This is a genomic window from Methylobacterium nodulans ORS 2060, assembly GCF_000022085.1.
Classification (GTDB): Bacteria; Pseudomonadota; Alphaproteobacteria; order Rhizobiales; family Beijerinckiaceae; genus Methylobacterium; species Methylobacterium nodulans.
In genome coordinates this window covers 697,997-719,794 of sequence record NC_011894.1, presented here as the reverse complement: position 1 = coordinate 719,794, position 21,798 = coordinate 697,997, and the positions used below count along the sequence as shown (strand labels likewise).

Annotated in this window: 17 protein-coding genes; 8 read left to right on the top strand and 9 right to left on the bottom strand. The window is 66.5% G+C overall.

Annotated features, from left to right (window positions below):
• Positions 1–226: 226 nt before the first annotated feature.
• A complete protein-coding gene (locus MNOD_RS03180; protein ID WP_015927394.1) occupies positions 227–439 on the top strand; it encodes a hypothetical protein in 213 nt (70 codons plus the stop codon).
• A gap of 231 nt (positions 440–670) precedes the next feature.
• On the opposite strand, the gene pyk is transcribed toward MNOD_RS03180, so the two are convergent.
• The 6 genes from pyk to MNOD_RS03150 all read right to left on the bottom strand — a co-directional run bounded on the left by pyk (position 671) and on the right by MNOD_RS03150 (position 8,292).
• A complete protein-coding gene (gene pyk, locus MNOD_RS03175; RefSeq protein ID WP_015927393.1) occupies positions 671–2,083 on the bottom strand; it encodes a pyruvate kinase in 1,413 nt (470 codons plus the stop codon).
• A gap of 40 nt (positions 2,084–2,123) precedes the next feature.
• Positions 2,124–3,383 (bottom strand): glycerate kinase type-2 family protein, encoded by a 1,260-nt coding sequence (locus MNOD_RS03170; protein WP_015927392.1) that lies wholly within the window; start codon positions 3,381–3,383, stop codon positions 2,124–2,126.
• Positions 3,384–3,468: 85 nt separating this feature from the next.
• Complete coding sequence (locus tag MNOD_RS03165; protein WP_425277502.1) at positions 3,469–4,299, bottom strand: sugar phosphate isomerase/epimerase family protein; 831 nt, start codon at positions 4,297–4,299, stop codon at positions 3,469–3,471.
• Between the two features lie 93 nt (positions 4,300–4,392).
• Positions 4,393–5,175 (bottom strand): enoyl-CoA hydratase/isomerase family protein, encoded by a 783-nt coding sequence (locus tag MNOD_RS03160; protein ID WP_015927390.1) that lies wholly within the window; start codon positions 5,173–5,175, stop codon positions 4,393–4,395.
• 11 nt (positions 5,176–5,186) lie between these two features.
• Positions 5,187–6,815, bottom strand: a complete 1,629-nt coding sequence (locus tag MNOD_RS03155) for an acyl CoA:acetate/3-ketoacid CoA transferase (RefSeq protein WP_015927389.1) — start codon at positions 6,813–6,815, stop codon at positions 5,187–5,189.
• 76 nt (positions 6,816–6,891) lie between these two features.
• On the bottom strand, positions 6,892–8,292 hold the full coding sequence (locus MNOD_RS03150; protein WP_015927388.1) for an MFS transporter: 1,401 nt from the start codon (positions 8,290–8,292) through the stop codon (positions 6,892–6,894).
• Positions 8,293–8,435: 143 nt separating this feature from the next.
• Between MNOD_RS03150 and MNOD_RS03145 the strand changes: the two genes are divergently transcribed.
• The 4 genes from MNOD_RS03145 to MNOD_RS48735 all read left to right on the top strand — a co-directional run bounded on the left by MNOD_RS03145 (position 8,436) and on the right by MNOD_RS48735 (position 12,946).
• On the top strand, positions 8,436–9,209 hold the full coding sequence (locus tag MNOD_RS03145) for a 3-ketoacyl-ACP reductase (protein WP_015927387.1): 774 nt from the start codon (positions 8,436–8,438) through the stop codon (positions 9,207–9,209).
• 194 nt (positions 9,210–9,403) lie between these two features.
• The gene (locus tag MNOD_RS03140) at positions 9,404–10,570 is read left to right on the top strand and encodes a dihydrodipicolinate synthase family protein (RefSeq protein WP_015927386.1); all 1,167 of its coding nucleotides are present in this window, start codon (positions 9,404–9,406) and stop codon (positions 10,568–10,570) included.
• Positions 10,571–10,668: 98 nt separating this feature from the next.
• On the top strand, positions 10,669–11,724 hold the full coding sequence (locus MNOD_RS03135) for a LacI family DNA-binding transcriptional regulator (RefSeq protein WP_043747950.1): 1,056 nt from the start codon (positions 10,669–10,671) through the stop codon (positions 11,722–11,724).
• A 760-nt stretch (positions 11,725–12,484) separates the two neighbouring features.
• Complete coding sequence (locus MNOD_RS48735; RefSeq protein ID WP_015927384.1) at positions 12,485–12,946, top strand: hypothetical protein; 462 nt, start codon at positions 12,485–12,487, stop codon at positions 12,944–12,946.
• A 510-nt stretch (positions 12,947–13,456) separates the two neighbouring features.
• Here MNOD_RS48735 and MNOD_RS03125 read toward each other — a convergent pair.
• Together MNOD_RS03125 and MNOD_RS50480 are read right to left on the bottom strand one after the other, a co-directional pair.
• Positions 13,457–14,791, bottom strand: coding sequence for an IS1182-like element ISMno38 family transposase (locus MNOD_RS03125; RefSeq protein WP_012631034.1), 1,335 nt, complete (start codon positions 14,789–14,791; stop codon positions 13,457–13,459).
• 56 nt (positions 14,792–14,847) lie between these two features.
• Positions 14,848–15,276 carry an alpha-hydroxy-acid oxidizing protein gene (locus tag MNOD_RS50480; protein WP_425277495.1) on the bottom strand — a complete coding sequence of 143 codons (429 nt, stop codon included), beginning with the start codon at positions 15,274–15,276 and terminating at the stop codon, positions 14,848–14,850.
• 553 nt (positions 15,277–15,829) lie between these two features.
• Between MNOD_RS50480 and MNOD_RS42635 the strand changes: the two genes are divergently transcribed.
• The 3 genes from MNOD_RS42635 to MNOD_RS03105 are packed head-to-tail and all read left to right on the top strand — an operon-like array spanning position 15,830 to position 20,813.
• Positions 15,830–16,993: a cysteine desulfurase family protein gene (locus MNOD_RS42635; protein ID WP_015927383.1), complete on the top strand. Its 1,164-nt coding sequence runs from the start codon at positions 15,830–15,832 to the stop codon at positions 16,991–16,993.
• Positions 16,990–17,886: a DUF4007 family protein gene (locus MNOD_RS03110; protein ID WP_015927382.1), complete on the top strand. Its 897-nt coding sequence runs from the start codon at positions 16,990–16,992 to the stop codon at positions 17,884–17,886. The genes MNOD_RS42635 and MNOD_RS03110 overlap by 4 nt, the downstream gene beginning before the upstream one ends.
• Complete coding sequence (locus MNOD_RS03105) at positions 17,883–20,813, top strand: hypothetical protein (RefSeq protein ID WP_015927381.1); 2,931 nt, start codon at positions 17,883–17,885, stop codon at positions 20,811–20,813. The genes MNOD_RS03110 and MNOD_RS03105 overlap by 4 nt, the downstream gene beginning before the upstream one ends.
• On the opposite strand, the gene MNOD_RS03100 is transcribed toward MNOD_RS03105, so the two are convergent.
• Positions 20,803–21,660, bottom strand: coding sequence for an IS5-like element ISMno12 family transposase (locus MNOD_RS03100; RefSeq protein ID WP_015927380.1), 858 nt, complete (start codon positions 21,658–21,660; stop codon positions 20,803–20,805). The two genes, MNOD_RS03105 and MNOD_RS03100, sit on opposite strands and share 11 nt — an antisense overlap.
• Positions 21,661–21,798 lie beyond the last annotated feature (138 nt).

Sequence of the window (21,798 nt, the reverse complement as noted above, 5' to 3'; positions counted from 1 at the left end):
GCTTTTCTGCTGATCAGGCAGCATCGGCTGGGTTGATGATAGCCCGTCGGCCCGGCCGTCGTTGCCGCTCACACTGGCAAAACAAAACCCCGCTCGCAGCCAGGCTGGGCGGGGTTGATGAAGCTGGAGAATTGGCAGCGCTATTCTTGTGTGGGCGGCTGGAACAGGCCCTTGTCCCGGATGATGATCTCCACCAAGCCAATCAGAGATCAGCCGGAGGAATGCCATGCCGGATCGCGGGTACGCTGCGCGCAGGGAGCGCGAGGGGTGGGGCGTGTACGCCGTGCACACGGGCGAGCCGGTGCGCGTGAATGGGCGCGTGCAGACAGGACTGTCGCGCGAGGCCGCCACTCAGCTCGCTGCGTCGCTGAAGATACTCGCCTTCATCGAGGATGACACCGGCGACCGGCGGGTCATCAGGCGCTACTCGATCCATTAAGGACGTGGCGCTGAAGCGGGCCAGCACGCGCTGCACCTGCGTCTTCACGGCACTTCGTGGCCTTCTTTGTTGGCGGTCACGTGCCCGCTCGCATAAGAGCGGCGTATGGAACCTGCTACCAGCCAGGAGAGGCTGAAACCTCGTGGGCGCAGATGCCAGTGACTGTGGTCATAGGCCACCTCGCCATACAGCCGATGTGGAACGTCGTGTCCTCACACGTGCAGCCGTGTTTCACAGCTGGATGACGCGGATGTTGTTGGTGTTGCCAGCGGTGTGGAAGGGGATGCCGGCGGTGGTGACGATGATGCCATTGCGCTCAGCGAACTCCTCTCGCCGGGCGCAGTCCGCGGCCTTCGAGGTCATCTCCTCGTAGGAATCGACGTCGTCCGTGTGGACACTGTGCGCCCCCCACATCAGGCACAGCCGCCGCGCCGTGGCGAGGATCGGGGTCAGCGCCAGGATCGGCACCGCCGGCCGCTTGCGCGCAACCCGCGCCGTGGTCGTGCCGCTGGTCGTGTAGGTCACGATCGCGCTGGCCTGCACCGCCTCGGCCAGCGTCGCCGTGGCCGTCGCCACCGCATGCGGCGGGGTTTCTTCCACGACGGGCTCGGAGGCCGCGACGATCGAGCGGTACAGCTTGTGCCCCTCCACGCTGCAGATGATCCGGTCCATCATCGCCACCGCCTCGACCGGATAGCGCCCGGTGGCCGACTCCGCCGAGAGCATCACCGCATCCGCCCCGTCGTAGATCGCGGTGGCCACGTCCGAGGCCTCGGCCCGGGTCGGGGCCGGCGCCGCCACCATCGAGTCGAGCATCTGGGTCGCCACCACCACCGGTTTGACCGCCAGCCGGCAGGCCCGGATCAGCTCCTTCTGGCGGCCCGGCACCTCCTCGTGCGGGATCTCCACCCCGAGATCGCCGCGCGCCACCATCACCGCGTCCGAGAGCCGGATGATGTCCTTGATGCGCTCCAGCGCCTGCGGCTTCTCGATCTTGGCCATGATGCCGGCGCGCTCCCCGATCAGCGCGCGCGCCTCCACCAGGTCGGAGGGCTTCTGCACGAAGGAGAGCGCGACCCAGTCGACGCCCAGCTCCAGCCCGAAGGCGAGATCCGCCCGATCCTTGGGCGTCAGCGGCGAGAGGTCGAGCAGGGTGCCCGGCAGGTTGACGCCCTTGCGGTTGGAGATCGGCCCGCCGGTGATCACCTCCGCGGTGAGCGCGTCGGCTTCGAGACCAACCACCCGCACCCGCACCCGGCCGTCGTCGATCAGCAGGTCCTGGCCCGGTGCGGCCGCCGCGAAGATCTCCGGGTGGCGCAGCGGGATCGCCTGCGTGTCCCCGTCCGATCCCTCCAGCACGAAGCGCACGGTCTCGCCCGCTGCGAGCTCGAGCCGGCCGTCCTTGACGGTGCCGATGCGGATCTTGGGCCCCTGCAGGTCCTGCAGGATGCCGATCGGGCGGCCGACCTCCTGTTCCAGCGCCCGGATGGCGGCATGGACCCGGGCGTGGTCCTCCTGCAGGCCATGGCTGAAGTTGAGGCGGAAGGTGTCGACGCCGGCCAGGAACAGGGCCTTCAGCCGGTCCGGGGCGGAACTCGCGGGCCCGACGGTGGCGACGATCTTGGCACGGCGGTGACGGCGCATGGTCGGGTTCGGCCTCTCGGCCGCCTCTGCTGGAAGGGGCTCAGACGATCAGGATCGCGCGGAAATCGTTGACGTTGGTCAGTGTCGGGCCGGCGACGACGGCGTCGCCGAGCGCTTCAAAGAAGCCGTGCCCGTCGTTGCGCTCGAGGCTCTCGGTGAGAGAGAGGCCGAGCGCGGCGGCCCGGGACGGGGTATCGGGCGCGATCACCGCGCCGGCGATTTCCTTGAGGCCGTCGACGCCGTCCGTGTCACCGGCCAGGGCGTGGATCTGCGGACGCCCGCCGAGGGCGGCGGCGAGGGCCAGCAGGAACTCGACATTGCGCCCGCCGCGGCCCGAGCCCCGCACCGTGACGGTGGTCTCCCCGCCCGAGAGCAGCACGCAGGGGGCCGGAACCGGCAGGCTGTGGGTGGCCGCGCTGAGGGCGATCCCGGCCATGACGCGGCCGACCTCGCGAGCCTCGCCCTCGAGCGCATCGCCGAGGATGCAGGCGCGCACGCCCTCGTGCTCCGCCAGGACGGCGGCGGCCTGGAGCGCCATTAGGGGCGTCGCCACCATCCGCACGTCCGGCGTGCCGAGGCGCGGGTCGCCCGGCTTGATCGACTCGCCGGCGCCGCTCTCCAGATGGGCGCGGACCGCGGACGGAACCTCCACGCAGTAGCGGGCCAGGATCGCGAGCGCGTCCGCACAGGTGGTCGGATCGGCCACGGTTGGTCCGGAGGCGATGTCGAGCGGGTTGTCGCCCGGCGTGTCGGAGATCAGCAGCATCACGACCCGCGCCGGATGGCAGGCCGCCGCGAGCCGGCCGCCCTTGATCGCCGAGAGGTGGCGGCGCACGCAGTTCATCTCGCCGATGGCGGCGCCGGACTTGAGCAGGGCGCGGTTGACCGCCTGCTTGTCGGCGAGGCTCAGGTCCGGCCCCGGCAGCGAGAGCAGGGCCGAGCCGCCGCCGGAGATCAGGCAGAGCACGAGGTCGTCGGCGTCGAGCCCGGCGACGCGGTCGAGGATGCGCCGGGCGGCGGCTTCGCCCGCCTGATCCAGCACCGGATGGGCCGCCTCGACCACCGCGATCCGGCGGGTCGGGGCGGCGTGCCCGTAGCGGGTGACCACGAGCCCGGAGATCTCGCCCGGCCACGCCGCCTCAACGGCGCGGGCCATCGCGGCGGCGGCCTTGCCGGCCCCAACCACCACGGTGCGTCCCCGCGGCGGCTCGGGCAGGTGCTGGGCGAGGCTGACGGCTGGATCGGCCGCCGCCACGGCGGCGGAGAACAGCCGCCGCAGGAGATCTCCGGGCTCGGTCACGGCCTCACCTCACTCGTTGTCGTCCTCGATAGCGCAATGATCTCGCGCCTAAGCGCACCAGCTTCGGGTCAATGCATTTGATGGATCAGATCAGCTGTAAGCTGCGCCCGCAGGCTTCCAGCACATGCTGCTCGGGCTGGTTCCACCAATGGTTGGAGAAGATCTCTACCTCGACAAAGCCATCGTACCCGGCCGCCTCGATCAACGCGCGCATGGCACTGAGGTCGATGACGCCCTCTCCCATCATGCCTCGATCGAGCAAGAGATCCTTGGTGGGCACCAGCCAGTCGCACACGTGGAAGGCGGCGATCCGACCCTTTCGGCCAGCCTCGGCGATGCCGTCGGCCAGCTTCCAGTCCCACCAGACATGATACGCATCGATGGCGGTCGCCACGCCACCGCGTCCTTCGGGATCGAGGGTGTCACACATCGCGAGCGCCTCAGATAGGCTCGCGACGCAAGACCGGTCACCGGCATACATCGGATGCAGCGGCTCGATCGCCAGGGCCACGCCGACGTGTCTGGCATGGTCGAGCAGGAGCGATAGCCCCTCCAGAACTTGCGCACGCGCGAGGTCCAGGCCCTTGTGTCCCGCAGGCGTCGTTCCGACCACCAGGACGAAGCATGGCGCCCCCAGCACGGCGGCATCGTCCAGCGCCCTGCGATTGTCCTCCACGTTGGCGAGGAAGTCCTGTCGAGTGGCCGCCGGGAAGTACGTGCTGCGGCAAAGGCCGCTCACGGCCAGTCCGGCATCGCGGATCTGCCGCGACACGGTCGTCACATCGTGTCCACTCAGATCGCGGCGCCAGGGCGCGATCGCACCGAAGCCATGGCGCGCGACGAGATCGATCACCCGCTCGATCGGCGAGTGATGGCCGAGTGTGGCCGTGTTGATGGAGCAGCGATCCAATGTCAGCGGGCGTATATTCTGGGGCGACATGATCACTCGGCAGTTCTGGATGGACAGGATGTGCATCCCTCCGGAAACTCTACCCGGAGGGTGCATGACTCAGGCGAACCTGGGAGCACGTTTCTCCACGAATGCCGCCTTGCCCTCGACGGCGTCGTCGGACAGCCCGAGCGGAACCGTGATCTCTTCTTCCATCAGCAGTCCGGTCGGATAGCCGTGACGCAGGCCAGCCGACACGCAGCGGCGGCAGGCCGAGACGGCTTTTGGCGACACGGCAGCGATCTGCGCCGCCACTTCGAGCGCGCGCGTCTCGAGCTGGTCATCGGGGACCAACTCGTCGAAGATCCCGATCCGGTGAGCTTCATGCGCGTCGATCGACTGACCGGTCAGCATCAGGCGCAGCGCCTGCCCGCGTCCGACCAGCATCGGCAGCCGCTGCGTCCCGCTCGCCGTGGGCATGGCGCCCAGCTTCACTTCAGGCACGCCGAAGCTCGCACTATGCCCGGCGATCCGGATGTCGCAGGCGAGCGCCATCACCGCACCGCCTCCCAGCGTGTGGCCGTTGCAGGCAGCGATCACGGGAACCGGACCGCGCTCGATCGTCTCATTCAGCGCCGTCTCGACCCGTCTCGCCTCCTCGATCCACTCCGCGGTCGCCTCGAACTCCTTGATGTTGGATCCGGCCGAGAACGACCCGCCCGAGCCGATCAGGATCACGCAGCGGGCCGCGTGGGTCTGATCGACCGTTTGCAGGAACCGGGTCAGCTGGCGCCGGGCTTCGACGCGGAACACGCCTATGGGCTTGGACACGATGCGCACCAGGACGACCCCGGGCGAGGCCACGCGCGCTTCGAACGTCTCGTTGATCACAGGATCAGCCACGATCTGCCTCCTCAAGCCGCCTGGCGTTCGGTCAGGGCCGCACCCGCCGCCGAACGGGCCGGAAGAGCCAGGCCGAACGGTTCCGGCCGGAACAGGCGCTCGTCCATCAGCTTCAGATCGGGTGCGACCTCGAGCGGCGTGCCGGCGCGGGCCAGCACGTCGCGCTGCAGGTCGACGCCCGGCGCCACCTCCACGACCGTCAGACCGGCCTTGCGCAGCTTCAGGACGCAGCGCTCGGTGACGTAGGTGACGTCCTGGCCGCGCGAGACCGCGGACCGCCCGCTGAACGTGACGTGCCCGACCTCGGACACGAACTTGGAGATCTTACCTTCCTGCTCGATCCGTAGAACGCCGTCGCCAGCGGACACCTTAAGTCCACCTGCGGTGAAGTAGCCGCTGAAGACGAGTTTGCGGGCATTGGCGGTGATGTCCACGAACCCGCCGCAGCCCGCGGTGAGGTACGGTCGAGACGGCAGGCGCGAGACGTTGACGTTGCCGTATGCGTCCACCTCCAGGAAGGACAGCAGGGAGCAATCGAACCCGCCGCCCTGGAAGTAGGTGAATTGCTGTGGCGAGGGGAACAAGGCCTGGGCGTTGGCGGCGCAGCCGAACTGGAACCCGGTCAGGGGAACGCCGCCGACCGCTCCCTGTTCGATCACCCAGGTCACTGCGTCCGACTGACCTTCCTCGATCAGGATCTGCGGGACCAGGGCCGAGATGCCGAAGCCGAGGTTGACGGCACTTCCATCCGTCAGTTCCATCGCGGCCCGGCGCGCGATCAGCTTGTCGACGCTCCACGGTTCCGCGGCGAAGCTGGCGGCAGGGCGCCGAAGCTCGCCGCTGATGGCGGGATCGTAATCCGTCTCTGTTGCTTGCGCCTGATGCGGGTCGACGACGACATAGTCCACCAGGGTGGACGGGATGTGGACCTGCTGCGCCGGGAGTGAGCCTACAGCCGTCGTGCGCTTGACCTGACAGATCACGATCCCGCCCGAGTTGCGCGCCGCCAGGGCGAGGTCGACCCCGCCGAGCACCGCTCCCTCGTGCTCCATGGAGACGTTGCCGTACTCGTCAGCCGTCGTGCCGCGGATTACCGCGACCTGCGGGTAGTGGTTGGGGAAGTGGAGCCACGCGTCGCCCGCAAACTCCACCAAGTGGACGATCTCGCCCCGCGTCGCGGCCGCTTCGTTCATCTTGCAGCCGTCGAGGCGTGGGTCGACGAAGGTTTCGAGGCCGACCTTCGTCAGCACGCCGGCCCGCTTGGCGGCCGCGTCGCGCGCCATGTCGTACATGATGCCCGAGGGCACGTTGTAGGCGGCCACCTCGTTCCGGCCGATCATCTCCCAGATCGCCGGCGAGGGCAGCGAGGAGGGCCCGCTCGGGTAGGAGCCCGCGATGATCGTGGAGATCAGACCCTTGCGGGCGAGGTGATCGACGCCCTTGATGCCGTACATGTCGCCGGCGGCGATCGGCGAGAGCACCGTCAGATCGCGTGGCCGGCCTTCCGTGGCGAAGCGCTCGCCGATGGCCCGCAGGACGCGGTCCGGGCAGCTCAGGCCGCTCGATGAGGCGATGGCGATTACGGCTCCGTCGGGGATCAGCGCCGCGGCTTGCTCCGCCGAAACGAGTTTGTTGCGCATGTCAGTATGCTCCGATGGGTAGGAGATGCGCCGCTCAGCGGCGCAGTTTCGATGCAGTGGTCGGAGGACGCCGGGCCTAGACGCCAGTCGCCTGTCCGGCATCGCGGAGGTCATCGAGATCTCGCGCCCGCGTCTCCGGCATGACGAACGTCGTCACGATGGTGATGAGGCTGAGCAGGGCGACGTAGCAGGCCAGAGGAACCCAAGCGGATACCGCCGAGCTGTAGGTCGCCGTGGCCCAAGCAATGATGGAGGCGCCGATCAGCGGCGCGACGCCGCCCCCGATGACAGCGGAGATCTCGCGCCCAAAGGCCACGCCGATGTAGCGATGCCGAGCGCCGAACAACTCCGGAAGCAGTGCGGCCTGGGTCCCGAACATGCCCCACACGGAGATGAGGGCGACCGGAATGGCGATGATGCTCAGGGTCTGGTTGCCCAGGCTCAACACCCACCAGAGCGGGAACGCGAGCAGGAGCTGGTAGCAGGCGAAGAACCGGTAGACCGGCCGGCGGCCGATGCGGTCGCTCCACAGTCCGCTCAGGGTGACGGTGATCGCACCCGCGATCCCAGCCAGCATGAGCGCGAACGTCCCCGCCGAGCCCGGCATCTTCGTGACCGCGACCATGTAGCTGATGGCGAGCGACTGGTAGATCGACGACGCGCCGTTCTCCGCCATGCGCAGGCCGATGACGGTGAGGGTGTTGCGCTTGGAGTGCTTCAGCAGGTGGGCCAGCGGCTTGTCGTCGACCTGGTGGCGCGCCTCGAGCTTGCTGAATTCCGGCGACTCCTTCAGCCGCAACCGGATCCAGACCGCGACGGCGATGATGACGACGCTGAGCAGGAAGGGGACACGCCAGACCCAGCTCTGGCCGACATCGTCGATGCGGACGAGCAGGACGAAGTAGATCAGCGCGGCCGCGACCGTGCCGAGTTGGATGCCCATGAACGGCAGCGCGGAGAAGAAGCCTCGCCGTTGCGGCGGTGCATATTCGGCCATCAGCACCGATGCACCCGCCTGCTCGGCACCCGCGCCGAGGCCCTGCAAGAGGCGCAGGCTGATCAGCAGGATCGGCGCCCAGATCCCGGCCGTGGCGTAGGTGGGCAGCAACCCGATCAAGGTGCTCGCCACACCCATCAGCAGCACGGTTGCCATCAGCGCCGTCTTGCGACCGAGGCGATCGCCCAGCACACCGAAGGCGATCCCGCCAATGGGACGGACCGCGAACCCGAGAAAGTAGGTGCCGAAGCTGGCGATCAGCCCCAGGCTTGGATCGCTTGAGGGAAAGAACAGCGGCCCGAAGATGAGTGCTGCGGCGAGGTTGTAGAGAGCGAAATCGTAATACTCGAGCGCGCTGCCGAGCGATGACGCCCAAGCTGCACGATACAGATCAGCTTGGGTGACTCCTTTGCCGATTTCTTGCGGCGCTGCCTCCGCGACGGCGATCCGCTCGTAATGCAAGCCGGCTTGCGACTCCATGGCCTTCCTCCCGTGTACGCCCATCGTCCGCCATCCGGACGTGCGACATTTCACTTGATCGATCTAGTAGAACGATCTAGTAAGCGGGTCAAGCGCGGTCGCCAGCGAAAAATGCGGCCCCGCCGCGTAGCAGGAGGAGCTCCATGGAAGAGCAACAACGCCGCACCGCGCTGGTGACGGGCGCGGGTCGCGGGATCGGGCGGGCCATCGCGCTGGCCCTCGCCGACGCGGGTTTCGACGTGATCGTGAACGACCTGCCGGGATCGGACGATCTCGCCCACACGGCCGCCGCCGTGCAGCAGCGCGGCCGCAGGGCCGTCGCACTTGGGCTCGACATCTCTGATGTGGCGGCCCACGACGGCTTCGTCGATCAGGCTTGGTCCGCACTCGGCGGGATCGACTGCCTGGTCAACAACGCGGGCGTCTCCGTCGCGCGGCGCGACGACATCCTGGCCGTCACGCCGGAGAGCTTCGACCGCCTGATCAGGATCAACTTGCGCGGCCCGTTCTTCCTCACCCAGGCCGTGGCCAAGCGCATGGTTGCGGTGCCCGCCGACCACCTGCGCACCATCGTCACGATTTCATCGGCGAACGTCGATTTCGCGTCCATCGATCGCGCTGAATACTGCTTGTCCAAAGCACCACTTGCCATGATGTCGCAGCTCTACGCCGCACGTCTGGCTCAGCACGGCATCAATACCTACGAAGTTCGCCCGGGCGTCATCAGGACCCAGATGACCTCCGTCGCCAAGGACCGCTACGACCAGGCCTTCGCCAATGGGCTCACCCCTATCGCACGCTGGGGCGAGGCGGAGGACATCGGCCGTGCGGTCGCGATGCTGGCGTCGGGCGCCCTGTCCTATTCGACCGGCGAGACCCTGCGCGTCGATGGCGGCCTCGCCGTGCGGCGGCTGTGACGAAGCGGTTCCGGCCACCGAATGACGGGCACCCATCCGCCGAACTGACCCTTGGCGAGCGCCACGCGACCACGCGCCCGGCCCTCGCGAACCCTCACGCCGCCCTCACGCCGGACGCTCGGCCCTTCCGCCCAGCGAGGCGGTGAGGCGGATTCGGCGGGATCACGACACATCGACAGCGAGGACACCATCCGATGGCATCCATCCGACTCCCGACATCGAACGGCACGATCGAGACCGTCGAACTCCCCGAGCCGAAGCCGTGGCGCACGGCCAGAGCCGGACAGGCGCTCCCACGGATCGCCCTCTCGGCGGGTCACGTCGTGGCGAACCCGATGGCCGACATCTCCCCCATGCGAGGAGAGGTCGCCATCGACTTCGAGAGGACCCAGCGCTTCCGTGACCACCTCTGGGACCTCGGTCTCGGCATCGCGGAGGCGATGGACACGGCCCAGCGCGGAATGGGGCTCGACTGGGAGGCCGCCAAGATCCTGATCCGCAACACCGTCGAGAGCGCCAGGCGCCGGCCGGGAGCCGTCGTCTTCTCCGGCGTTGGCACGGACCAGCTCGATCCGGCCGGGGCGACGCTCGATGACGTGGTCCGCGCCTACCTCGACCAACTCGGCTTCGTTCAGGGCCTCGGTGGCCGCGTCATCCTCATGGCCAGCCGCGCGCTCGCCCGTGCCGCGCGCAGCCCCGCCGACTACGCCGACGTGTACCGCCGCGTCCTCGCGGAGGCGGACCAGCCTGTCGTCCTGCACTGGCTGGGCGAGATGTTCGACCCGGCCCTGGCGGGGTATTGGGGGCCGCACGCCGTCCCGGCGGCCATGGACGCGTGCCTCGCCATGATGGGAGAGAACGCGGCCAAGATCGACGGCATCAAGATTTCGCTGCTCGACAAGGATCTTGAGGTCGGCATGCGACGCCGTCTGCCACGCGGGATCAAGATGTACACCGGCGACGACTTCAACTACCCGGAGATGATCGCCGGCGACGAGGTGGGCTACAGCCACGCGCTGCTGGGCATCTTCGACCCCATCGCGCCGGTGGCGTCCGCGGCTCTGGCGGCGCTCGAGACCGGCGGGGTGAGAGAGTTCAGAGATATTCTGGACCCCACGGTTCCGCTGTCGCGCGAGTTGTTCCGGGCTCCGACCCAGTACTACAAGACCGGCGTCGTGTTCCTGGCCTATCTCAACGGCCACCAGGATCACTTCGTCATGCTCGGGGCACAGCAAGGCGCCCGATCGATCCTCCACTTCGCCCGCGTGTTCCGCCACGCGGCGGCTATCGGCCTGTTCCAAGACCTCGAGATGGCCGTCGCTCGCATGCGGACCGTGCTGGCGCTGCACGGCATCGGGTGATGGCGCAGCGCTTGACCCCGACCCGCCGGGGTGTGACGAACGGGAGAGGCCGCCTCGCAAACAGGTGCGGGGCGGGCGGCATGGAGCGCGTTGGTCGTTTGGGCGAAGATAAGCAACAGGCACGGCCCACGCTTCAGGACATCGCCCAAGCCACGGGCCTTTCCAGGGCAACCGTCTCTCTCGTCCTGCGTAACAACCCGAGCATTCCGGAACGGACGCGCAGGCGCGTCCTGTCGGCCGCGGAACAGCTCGGCTACGTCTACAACCGGGGTGCGGCAAGCCTGCGCTCGACGCAGACGCGCCTCGTCGGCCTCGCCATCAACGATCTGGTCAACCCCTACTTCGCGGAGGTCACTGCGGCGATAGAGGACGCGCTCACGGCCCAGAACCGCATCGTCATCCTGTCCAACACGGGCGAGTCGGTCGAGCGGCAGAGCGCCTTCGCGGCGACGATCCGGGAATACAACGTGGACGGTCTGCTGGTCGTGCCTGCGCGGGGCACCGATGCCGCGTTCGCGGACCTGCTGCGATCGTGGCGGCTGCCCTTCGTGATGGTGTCCCGCTCGGTTCCGGGTGCGGAGACCGACCTCGTGCAGGCCGATCATCGCGCCGGGATGGTGAGCGCGACCGAGCATCTGATCAGCCTCGGCCACAGGCGCATCGGGTTTATTGGCCTGAACACGGACATCTCGACCGGGCGCGAGCGACTGGAAGGATACCAGCAGGCGCTGGCGCGGAGCGGGATCGAATTCGAGCCGCAACTGGTGCGGTCCGGGCCGGCGAGTCGAGATGCTGGCATGTCGCAGGTCTTCGCGCTCCTCGATCTCCCGGACCCTCCGACCGCCACCGTCTGCTTCAACGACGTGGTCGCTTTTGGCGCCATGCTCGGTCTGCGCGCGCGGAGTTTGACGCCTGGGCTCGACTTTTCCGTCGTCGGGTTCGACGACGTCGCGGAGGCGACGCTGTGGCGGCCTGCCCTCACCTCGGTGTCCGTCCCGAGCAAGCTCATCGGGCAGACCGCTGCCGAACTCCTGGTCAGACGCATCGACGACCTCGACGCGCCTGTGAGTGTCGTGCACCTGCCGACGGAACTCATCATCCGGGATACGACGGGTAGACCCGCCCCGCGCCGCCGTCAGGCTCGCAAGGCCTAAGTGGCAAGTGGCTCTCAGGCCTGGGCTGGGCGGCCCACAGGCAGGGTGAGGTGCATGGTGACATCGCAGCGTCGCCAGGCCCGGACTGGGCGCAAAGGCCTCCTGCGCCCCCGTGAGCCGCGGCAGGGCCGATGAGGCGGCCAGAATGCCACCGGCCGTAAGGAGATCGCGTCGACACATCAGGCGGCCTCTCGCTCGTACATCCAGACCATTCCTGTTGCCGGGCCAGGACTGGAGGTAGAAGCGCGATCGTGAGCATCGTCCCTCGGACAAGACGTCGATCGATGTCGCATTTGAGTATGCCCAAGCGAGACGGCGGCGTGAGACACTGAAAGTCGTCGGGCGCCGAGCACGACGCCATCCCGCAACTGCCCACCAGGCCTTCATCTAGACCCAAACGAGACAGGCCACAGTCGTCAGATCGCGAGACGGCTTGTACAGAAAACGACCAGAAACTTTACACGCGAACGGAGGCCCTCGTGGTGCTCCACCCCCTCAGCCGTCTGTGTCAGGAAACCCTGTCAGGAAATCAAATGTCTGGAAAACGCTCGCGACCGGACGTTCCCGACACGTGCCGCGAACGTCCGGAAGGGGTCATGAGCACCTGTTGGCCCGCACGCCTTGAGGCTCGGCGGCGGGTCGGAAGCGGATGCACCTATGATCAATGTGATTTGGTCCTGACCCAAAACATGTTCGGATCAACGTTGGTCCGCATACTGAGGCGCGGTGATGGTTCCGTTACACCCCGAAGGAGGCCGGGATGCAGGGGCTTGGGACATCGTTCGGCATCGGTCTTGTGACCGGCCTGCGCAGCATGACGGCCTGTGCCGCACTTACCTGGGCTGCCTCGCTCGGACGGACGCGGATCGCGTGGATCCCGTCTGGTTCAGGGCCACGCGGCTTGGCCACGGCCGCCGCCGCGGCCGAGATGGCGGGTGATAAGATGCCGTTCGCGCCCGACCGTCGCATCCCGCCTTCCTTCGCAGCTCGGCTCGCAATCGGTGCGGTTGGTGGCGCGGCACTGGCGGGACGGGATGTGACACTGGTCGGCGGCGTCCTGGCGGGTATGGCGGGAGCGGTGGTGGGCACCCTATTGGGGCGTGCCCTCCGGGGGGCAACGACGCGCTCCGCCTCGGACTGGGCCCGAGGCCTGACGGAAGATGCTGCGGCCGTCGGACTGGCTACCGTGCTGATCCGTCGAGCGGAACATCAGCTCAGCTAAAACCCGCCCCGGAGTCCGCGTTGGGTGCGCCCGGCACGTGCAGCCGCTTTCCGCTGCGGGCGTGATCCCGTAGGCGGAGCGCGGGCGGTATGCCCTGGTCCGGGCGGTTCAGGGCTACATTGAAGAACGAACCGCTTGCTGATCGGCGCAGCACGATTGAACGCCACCTCACCCGCATCACCGCGGATTCCGATGAAGCCGGACGCGTTTTCCGAAGCGATGCCGGACGCCGCGAGCTGTTCCTCCAAGTCGTGGGGGATGGTCGGTGCTGCAACGGCGCAGGCCAAGCGGGAACGGGGTCCGGGGCCCGGCGTCGGCGCAGGCTCTCGCCAGTGAGCTCGATGCGGTACCCGGTCCACGGCTGCCGGGGCGATCGCGACCAGAGCACCGGGCCGCTCTGCCAAGAGGTCCGCGCTCAGCCGGTCGATGATCTAGGAGCCCGTCCGAGTAACGGTTTGATGCGTTGGGACTAAGGTTGAGATCTGGGCGGATGGCTCCTGCGCCACAGGCTCAGCGCGCGGCCTGCGCCAGCTTCAGGAGGTTATGGGCGGTGCAGATCATCGCCCACTCGCCGCGGACCTGATCGAGCCCACGTAGCAGGAACTGTCGGAAGCCTCTGGCCTGCTTGATCTGCCCGAACACCGGCTCGACGACCTGCTTCCTGAGACGGTAACGGCTCCGGCGCCCAGCCCGCTTCAGGCGGACGGCCATCGCGCTCATCAGGGGCATCTTCGTCAGCCTCCGGCGACCTGCTGCATCCGCCTCGCCGTGACGGGCACGGCCCGGAGCGAGATAGGCTGTGATCCGTCGCTCCTGCAGCGCGGCCAGGTTCGCCTCGGTGGCAAAGCCGGCATCTCCGGAGACCTCCCGCGGCTTGCGCCCGAGATGGGTGCAGACGCCGTCGACGAGCGGCACGAGAGCGCGCGAGTCGGCGGGGTTCGTCACGAGCCGATGCGCGACGATCACCTGATGGGCCGCATCAACCGCAATCTGGCCGTTGTAGCCCTGCACGAACCCGTCGCGCGTGGGCAGGATGCGGCTGTCCGGGTCGGTGAAGTTGCGCTGCGCCCGGTCGGGCGGACCGCCGTCCTCGCCCCGCAAGGGCCGACCTTGCCAGCGCATGCCCGACGAGGCCCCCGGCCCGTCCTCGTCCTCCGGATCGGGCGGATCGGCAGCCTCTGCCTCCAACGCGGCCTTGGCGGCGCGGATCGTCTCCAGCCGCCGCTGCTTGTCGGCCATCCAGGCCGGTGTCTCGTCGCCACGATGGTCGGTCCCATGAGCCCGATCCTCCGCCGCGTCGGCCTCGCGCGCTTGATCCAGCCAAGCCTCGACCTCGGCGGCCAGCGTCGACTCGGCCGCCTTCATCCGGCCGTAGCTCATCGCCTTGTGGCGCGAGGCGTTGGCCTTCAGCTTGGTGCCGTCCACCGCCACGTGGGCAAAGCCGACCAGCCCGGCCGCCCGGCACAGCCGCAGCACCTGCACGAACAGGTCCGAGAGCGCCGTCAGATGCCGCTTGCGGAAGTCAGCGATGGTGCGGAAGTCGGGCCGGTTCAGGCCGGTCACGGCCATGAAGTCAACCCGCTCCTCGCAGGCGCGGGCGAGCTGACGCGACGAGTACAGACCGCGGCTGTAGCCGTAGAGGAGCAGGGCCACCATCATGCCGGGATGGTAGGGCGGGTAGCCGCGCTCCTCGGTGTAGGTGTCGAGAATGGCTGAGAGGTCGAGCGCCTCGCGCACCGTATCGCGCACGAAGTGCGCCATGTGCCCGGGCGGCACGAACTCATGCAGCGAGGGTGGCAGCAGCCAGCCCTGATCGACGTCCCAGGAGCGAAACACCTTGGCCATGAGCCGAGTGAATCATCCCAAAGCGCCGCCGTCGAGGTACTTACTCGGACGGGCTCCTAGTCGCGCGCGTCCTGCTCGCCGCGCTCGCGCCCGACCAGATCGCGATCGCCGTTGCCGCGCTCGCCCAGACCGAGGCGGAGGCGCAGCAGCTTGAGCGGCAATGGGGCCTGCGGCGTGAGCGGACCCACTACGAGGCCAAGCGGGCGCGCCGTCAATACGATGCGGTCGAGCCGGAAAACCTTCCCGATTGGATCGACGGTCCGCTTCGCAAGGCAGTGCACCCTGACCCGTTCAGACGCTATCGAGATTTGTCCGAGTTTCACTGCGGCTGGGAGAGCCCGCATCGGCGAAACTGCACCGTCCAGCTGGCGACCTCCATGATTCGGTAGAATGACGCCGTCCGCGCCAACTTCCCGCGCCGTAGTCACATCCTTTGGATGCAACAGGCCCTTGATTACCAAGCGATCCTTCCAGTGCTTCCGCACGAAGCGAACCTCGCCTCTGCGAGGATTGTGAACTGGTCCGTTCGGCCGGATCGGGGGAGATGACGTCGTTCGAAGGACTTAAACAGCCAAGCTAGCCGCAGGCCTCCCGGATGATCAAGTCCGCCTAGTCATGTAGCGGTTAAATGCACAGAAATCTGCGGCGCATGAGTGGGTGGGTTGACAATGGGACTGGCTCAAAATACGCGAGACATTGAGGTGTGAGGTATAGCAGCAATCAAGCCGCTCGATCATCACCTGCGCTGGGTGGGGCCGTTGTGGGGTGCTTACCAAATGTCGCGACCGAGCTGAACGTGTATGCGAAATTCAACTAAAATATTTCCTCTCCATTGGTAGTTAATTTCTTAGGAGGGGCAATAATGACTGAAGAGGCGCTCCAATTCCGTCATGATCTACTTGAGGCTGGGCAGTCAACTGAACTACACAGCTTGCTGTTGTAGAAGCATATGGTCAAGCATTGCTCCATATGCTGAGCATTAATCAGTAAATTCTGTAGTGCTCCAACGATAAACACTCGTTTGGAGCGTGGGGCCGAATGAGCACTCAGCGTAAAATCTACGTCGACGCGAACGCGACAGCTGCGCCTCTCCCGGAGGTTGTTGAGGCAGTCGCGTCGGCGATGCGGTCGGGCTTAGGTAATCCTGCGAGCGCCCACCGTGCCGGCGGTGAGGCGCGCCGCGCGGTAGAGAAGGCTCGCGAACAGGTGGGCCGGCTCATCGACGGGGCATTTTCGGAGGATGTCGCGTTTGTGTCGGGCGGCACCGAGGCCAACAACACCGTACTGCGCCATTTTGATGAGAGAATCGCCGCAGTCTTCTTTGCCGCGCGTTGCGAGCATGCCTCAATCTCAAGGCCCTTGAAGCGTGCGGACCAGGACGGCCGAGTTATCTGGCTAGATGTCGATTCATCAGGACGAATTGATGCGGAGGGCATTAGACGCCGAGCCCGCGCTGCTCCAAGGGCACAAACTTACGTGCTCGCGATCCAGGCGGCGAACAGCGAGACGGGCGTTATACAACCTGTTGAAGAGATCGTTACAGAGTTTAGGTCGGCATACGACAGCGCTTTTATACTGCTCGATGCGGCGCAAGCCGTAGGCCGAGTTCGCCTTGAACTGAATAAATTGCGTGCCGACGCGATCTCGTTCTCCGGCCACAAGCTTCATGGCCCTCAAGGCACAGGCGCGTTGATTTTGGCCAATTCAGAGGCGGTCGTGTCGCCGCTACTTTACGGAGGAGGGCAAGAACGCGGTCTCCGGTCAGGAACGCAAAACGTGCCGGGCATCATAGGCTTCGGCGTGGCTGCAGAGCGTCGTACAGAGGAGTTTCTGGCTGCATCTGTGACGCTCAGGGCGATTCGAGACGAGTTCGAAGGGCGCTTGAGGCAGCATCTCGGAAATCGGGTCACTTTCAACGGCGCTGTGGCGCCACGCGTGCCGAATACCTCAAATGTCCGCTTCGCCGATGTTGATGGCATGCAACTTCTCGCGCTTCTCGACGCAAGAGGCGTAATGGCGTCGCAGGGCTCAGCCTGTTCGAGCGGACGCCCCGAACCTTCATCGACGCTGACGGCTATGGGGCTCTCCACAAAAGAGGCGTTCTCCAGCCTCCGGTTCTCGTTTTCGATCCTCAACAAAATCGAAGAGGCCGTTGAAGCCGCGGACATCGCGGCCGAACTGGCCAAGGCAATCGCGAGATGAACCAGACGCTGAAGCCCATCAGGATGGAGTTCGGGCGCCACGAAACCTTCACCATCCGGCACGGCTGGCTCGGGAAGGGGCTTGAACGTCTCGGCTCGCCCGAGGGGTTCGCTGCGGATACAGCGACTGCGGACAAACTCGGGCTCGGAAGCCGCATGGTACGTTCTCTGGCGTACTGGCTTGAGGCATCCGGGCTTGCAGACGTCGTTATGGAGGGGCGGTCCCGGCGCCTGAATATGTCCGACATCGGTCGCGTCATCGACGCGAACGATGCGTACGTGGAATACCCGGGGACGCTCTGGTTTTTGCAGCTTGCGATCGCGAGCCGCGACGGCTCGGCGCCGGCTTGGTTCTTCAATGACTATCTCGAACGCAGCTTCGAGCGCGCGGCCTGCGTCGAGGCGTTTCTGAGGTACGCAAAGCAGCGGGCGACCAAGACGCCGACGCTACAGTCCACTCAGCGCGATGTCGCAAACGTCCTTGCGAGCTACGCCTACAACCCAACCGAGGCTCAGGATCCTGAGGACGGAACAATTTGTCCGCTCATTGAACTGCGCCTTGTAACCTACCATCGCGACACGCGACGCTTCGAGAAGGTCAGGCCGGTTGATCCGGTGCCTATTGAGGCTGTCCTCGCTGCAGCGTCATCGTGCAGCAATGGCGAGGAAACCTTGTCCGTGATGGACCTCGCTTCTCGCAGGCACGGCCCTGGACGCTTGTTCGGTCTCAGTCCGGAGATGATTGACCGCGCCGCGCAGGAGGGCGCCCGCATCTACGCAAAATCCGGGGTCACTTACGTCCTACTTGGCGCCGAGCGCCGCCTCAGTGTGCCGAACAGGCCGCCGGCTTGGTGGCTGGAGCGGCATTACCGCCGGATTGAGAGGCAGGCATGAGCAAGGCCCGAAGCTTCTTCCGGGCAGTGAACCTTGAATCCGACATCGAGGTCCCTGACAGGCTTTCCCACTACCAACCGACAACCCGGTCCCTTCCCATTATCGAGGCGGTGCTTGGCCGCGATCCGACGCTCGTCATCGCGGCCTATGGCAGCGGCAAGTCGCTCGCTGCGGGGGTGGGAGCGCTGATCGCGATCAATGACCCACGCTCCCGCGACGCCGTCAAATGTATCCTCCCGAAGGTGCAGCGCGTTGACCCGGAGGCTCACCAGAGATTATCGCAGCGTTTCGCCGCGCGCGGCCAAGGGCGCGCCATCATCTTGTCCGGCCACATCGCAGACCTCGCGCGCGAGATTGGCTCGGCGCTCGGCGCACCCGAGAAACTCTCGACGCTGGAGCGGGTGCTGAACTGGGCGTCTGCAAATCTCCCAAGCGCGGCGCATCTCGCGATAGTCTGGGACGAGTTCGGACGCCACCTCGAAAGCCTTGTCGCCGAAGGCCGCTCCCGCGAGCTGGACTTCGTTCAGCGCCTCGCAGAGTGGGCAGCGCGCGCGGAGGCGCCTACCGCGAGCCTCACCCTACTCTCGCACCAGAACCTGTTGGCCTACGCGGGCGGTCTCAACCAGACGTCGCGCAATGAGTGGCGCAAGATCGAGGGGCGCTTCCGGACGCTGCGGTTCGTCGAGGACAGCCGAGAACTCTACCGGCTCCTCGTCGACCGCATCGGTGAGCGCCGCGAAAGCGGGACGCCGCCGCTGGATTCCCGGCTGAAAGGGGCTGTCGTCCAGCGCGCGATGGAGGCAGGTTGGTTCGATGGCGCGGCCGACGTCAACGAGGTGGCAGACCTCGTCGAGGGGGCCTGGCCGCTCTCGGCCGGCGCGCTGCAAAGTCTGCCGCGCTTAGCGGCGAGGATAGGCCAGAACGAACGGAGCCTATTCTCGTTTGTCGAAGAGGTTGATCTGTCACGCCCCGTCGGCTTCGAGGAGCTCTACCGGGGGTTCTCGGACGCGATGCGTTCCGATGTTGGCGCCGGCGGCGCTCACAAGCGCTGGATTGAGACGGAGAGCGCGAGGGCCAAGGCCGAGAGCGACGTCGAGCGCGAGGCGCTCGCCGCGGCATGCCTGCTGCAACTCGGGACGGATGGCGAACGCCGCAAACTGTCCCGCGCTGCATTGGAGGTGGCGGTTGCGTCGCGAGGCATCCCGCTCGCGGAGGCCGCGTCGGCAATCAACGCGCTGATCGGGCGAAAGCTGCTCCTGCACCGGTGCGTCGTCGACGATGTGTCAGTGTGGCACGGCATTGACGTGGACGTCGCCAGCCGCCTGGCGGAGGAGCGCGCGAAGCGCGCCGACGCGTTCGACGCCGTAGCCTTCCTCGCGGAGCGCCGTCCCGCGCCGATCGTGCGCGCGACGCGGCACAACATCGAATACGGAACGGCCCGCTACCTCTGTGGGCGCTACCTCCTTTCGGAGGAGGTGGAGCTGCAGGCGGAGGGATCCGCCCCGGATGCCGCACCGGTGGGACCGTGGGGCGATGTGCTCTACGTCCTCGCTGAATCCGAAGTCGAGATCGCCAAAGCGCGGGGCGCTGCACTGGCGTCCCCCCGCGAGCGAACGCTCTACGTCATCCCTTCGCGGCCGCTGCGGGTGGTTGACGCCGCGCTGGAGGTCGCTTGTCTCGAGGCCCTTAGGGCCGACGACAATCTGTTAGCGGAGGACCCGCTTGTCTCGGTTGAGATCGACGAACTGCTGTCAGTCGCGCGCCGCCAACTCGATCTCGCCGTGCACCGGCTGACGAGCGACCGTCCGACAGACGCGAAGTGGTACTACGCCGGCGCCGAACTCCCAGTCACAGGCGAGCGGCCTGCAACGATCGTCGCCTCGGAAATGATGGGTGCCTGGTATCCGAAGACGCCGCTCATCGCGAACGACCAACTTATGCGGCAGCGCGTCTCGAAGCAGATGAACACCGCACGCGTGCGCCTCCTGATGCGTATGACGGAGTCGGCGAAGAAGCCCTGGATGGGCTACGGCCGAGACGATACGTCCGTCGAGGCATCGGTGTACCGTACGGTGCTCGCCAACACCGGCCTCCACAGGGAGGGTCCCGCCGGCTTGTGGGGGTTCGCGGAACCCGAGAAGGTGCAGGATCCGGGTCTGAAGCTGGCTTGGACGACGGCGAAGTCGTTCTTTCAGGAGCCGTCCGCCGAACCGAAGAAGTTGTCAGGGCTCGTCGCGGTGCTGACCGGTCCGCCAATCGGCGCGCCCTCGGGCGTGATCCCCGTGATAGTGATGGCAGGGTACCAGGCTTTCGCGCGATGCGTGTCGCTGCGCTCCGACGGCGCCTACGTCGCCGATATCCTCGGCTTCGACGCGAACCGCATGTTCGCCGACCCCGAGCGCCACGAGGTGGAGGTGCACGAGGCCGACGACGGGACGCTGCTGTACCTCGACGAACTCGCCTACGTGTTCGCGCACGCCAAGAATGATGAGGAGGTCGAGGCCCTGCGCTTTGCGCACGACGCGTTCGCCCAATGGTGGGCCGGCCTGCCCAACGGAGCGCGGCGCTCGCATCGCCTGTCACAGGGCGCACAGGCGCTCCTGCGTGCAGCCGCTGAGGCATCCGATCCCGCTGCCTTCTTCCTGCGCGTGCTGCCCGACCTGTTCGGCGGCGGGCGCCGCGACTTCGACGCCGTCGTAGCGGTGGTGGAGGCCGCGCGTGATGAGATCGACGGACTAGTGGAAGGCTACCTGGACGAGGCGGTGCGCGTCCTCGGCGAGGCGTTCCGGATCGGAAACGACAATGCCGTACAGGGGATGCAGTCCTGGGTCGCCTGCCTCGACGTGGACTCACTCCTGACTCGCAACGACCTGCGCCTGACCGACAAGGCGATCCTCAGAGTCCGTTGGGAAAGGGTCATTTCATAGTGATTGACGCGAGAAGCCGAGTTATAGAGGCGAAAAGCATAGCCGCCGCCGAGATGTGAAGCAGCGTATCGTAATCCAGCTTGAGACGGCGCGACACCGTGAGAGCGCCGATGCTTTGCTCAATCCGCCATCGTTTCGGCAGAAGCACAAAGCCCTTCCCAAATTGCGGCCGTACGACCACTTCCACGACACGGCTCGTGCCAGCCTGAACCGCCTCAATGAAACGGGCCTTGTACCCACCGTCCACCACGATTGTCTTGATCCAGGGACAGAGACGAACCAAGCGCTTGACGAGCGGGATCCCGCCCTCTTGATCCTGAACGTTGGCCGGAGTGATCATCACCGCAAGCAGGCGTCCGTCGCTGTCGACCGCCAGATGCCGCTTGCGCCCCAGCACTTGTTTCGCCGCATCGTACCCGCGCTCGCCTTGCGGGGCGTCACACTTCACCGCCTGGGCATCCACAATCGCCAGCGTTGGACTGGCTTCTTTCCCGGACTTCTCACGATCCCTCATCACGAGATGATGGTTGATCCGGTCCATGTGGCCGCCATCGGTGAGCAACCGCCAGTAATCGTAGCAGAGACTGGCGGGCGGCAGATCCTTTGGCATGGCATCCCAGGGAATGCCGTACCGCTGCACGTAGCGGATGCCGTTCATGATGTCCCGAATAGGATAGGTCCGGGGCCGCCCGATCCCCTCCGCGACAGGAAGCAGTGGCTCCAGGGTGAGCCACTCGTCGTTCGTCATATCACTCGGGTATCTCTGGCTGCGACGATCATAGCGCGGCCGATTTGCAGCGGTCCAGACCAAGGAGGGGCCATTCATCCATTCGAGACGAGCAGACATGCTCTATCATCCCGCATTTTCTCTTGGCCACCCTTTCCCAACAGATGGGGTGATTGGGGTCTTAGCCGAGGGTGGCTGCTCCGTTCGGGATGTTGGAACGTGGTCCGTGTTGAGCGGCCACAAGCATCGGGAAGGAGC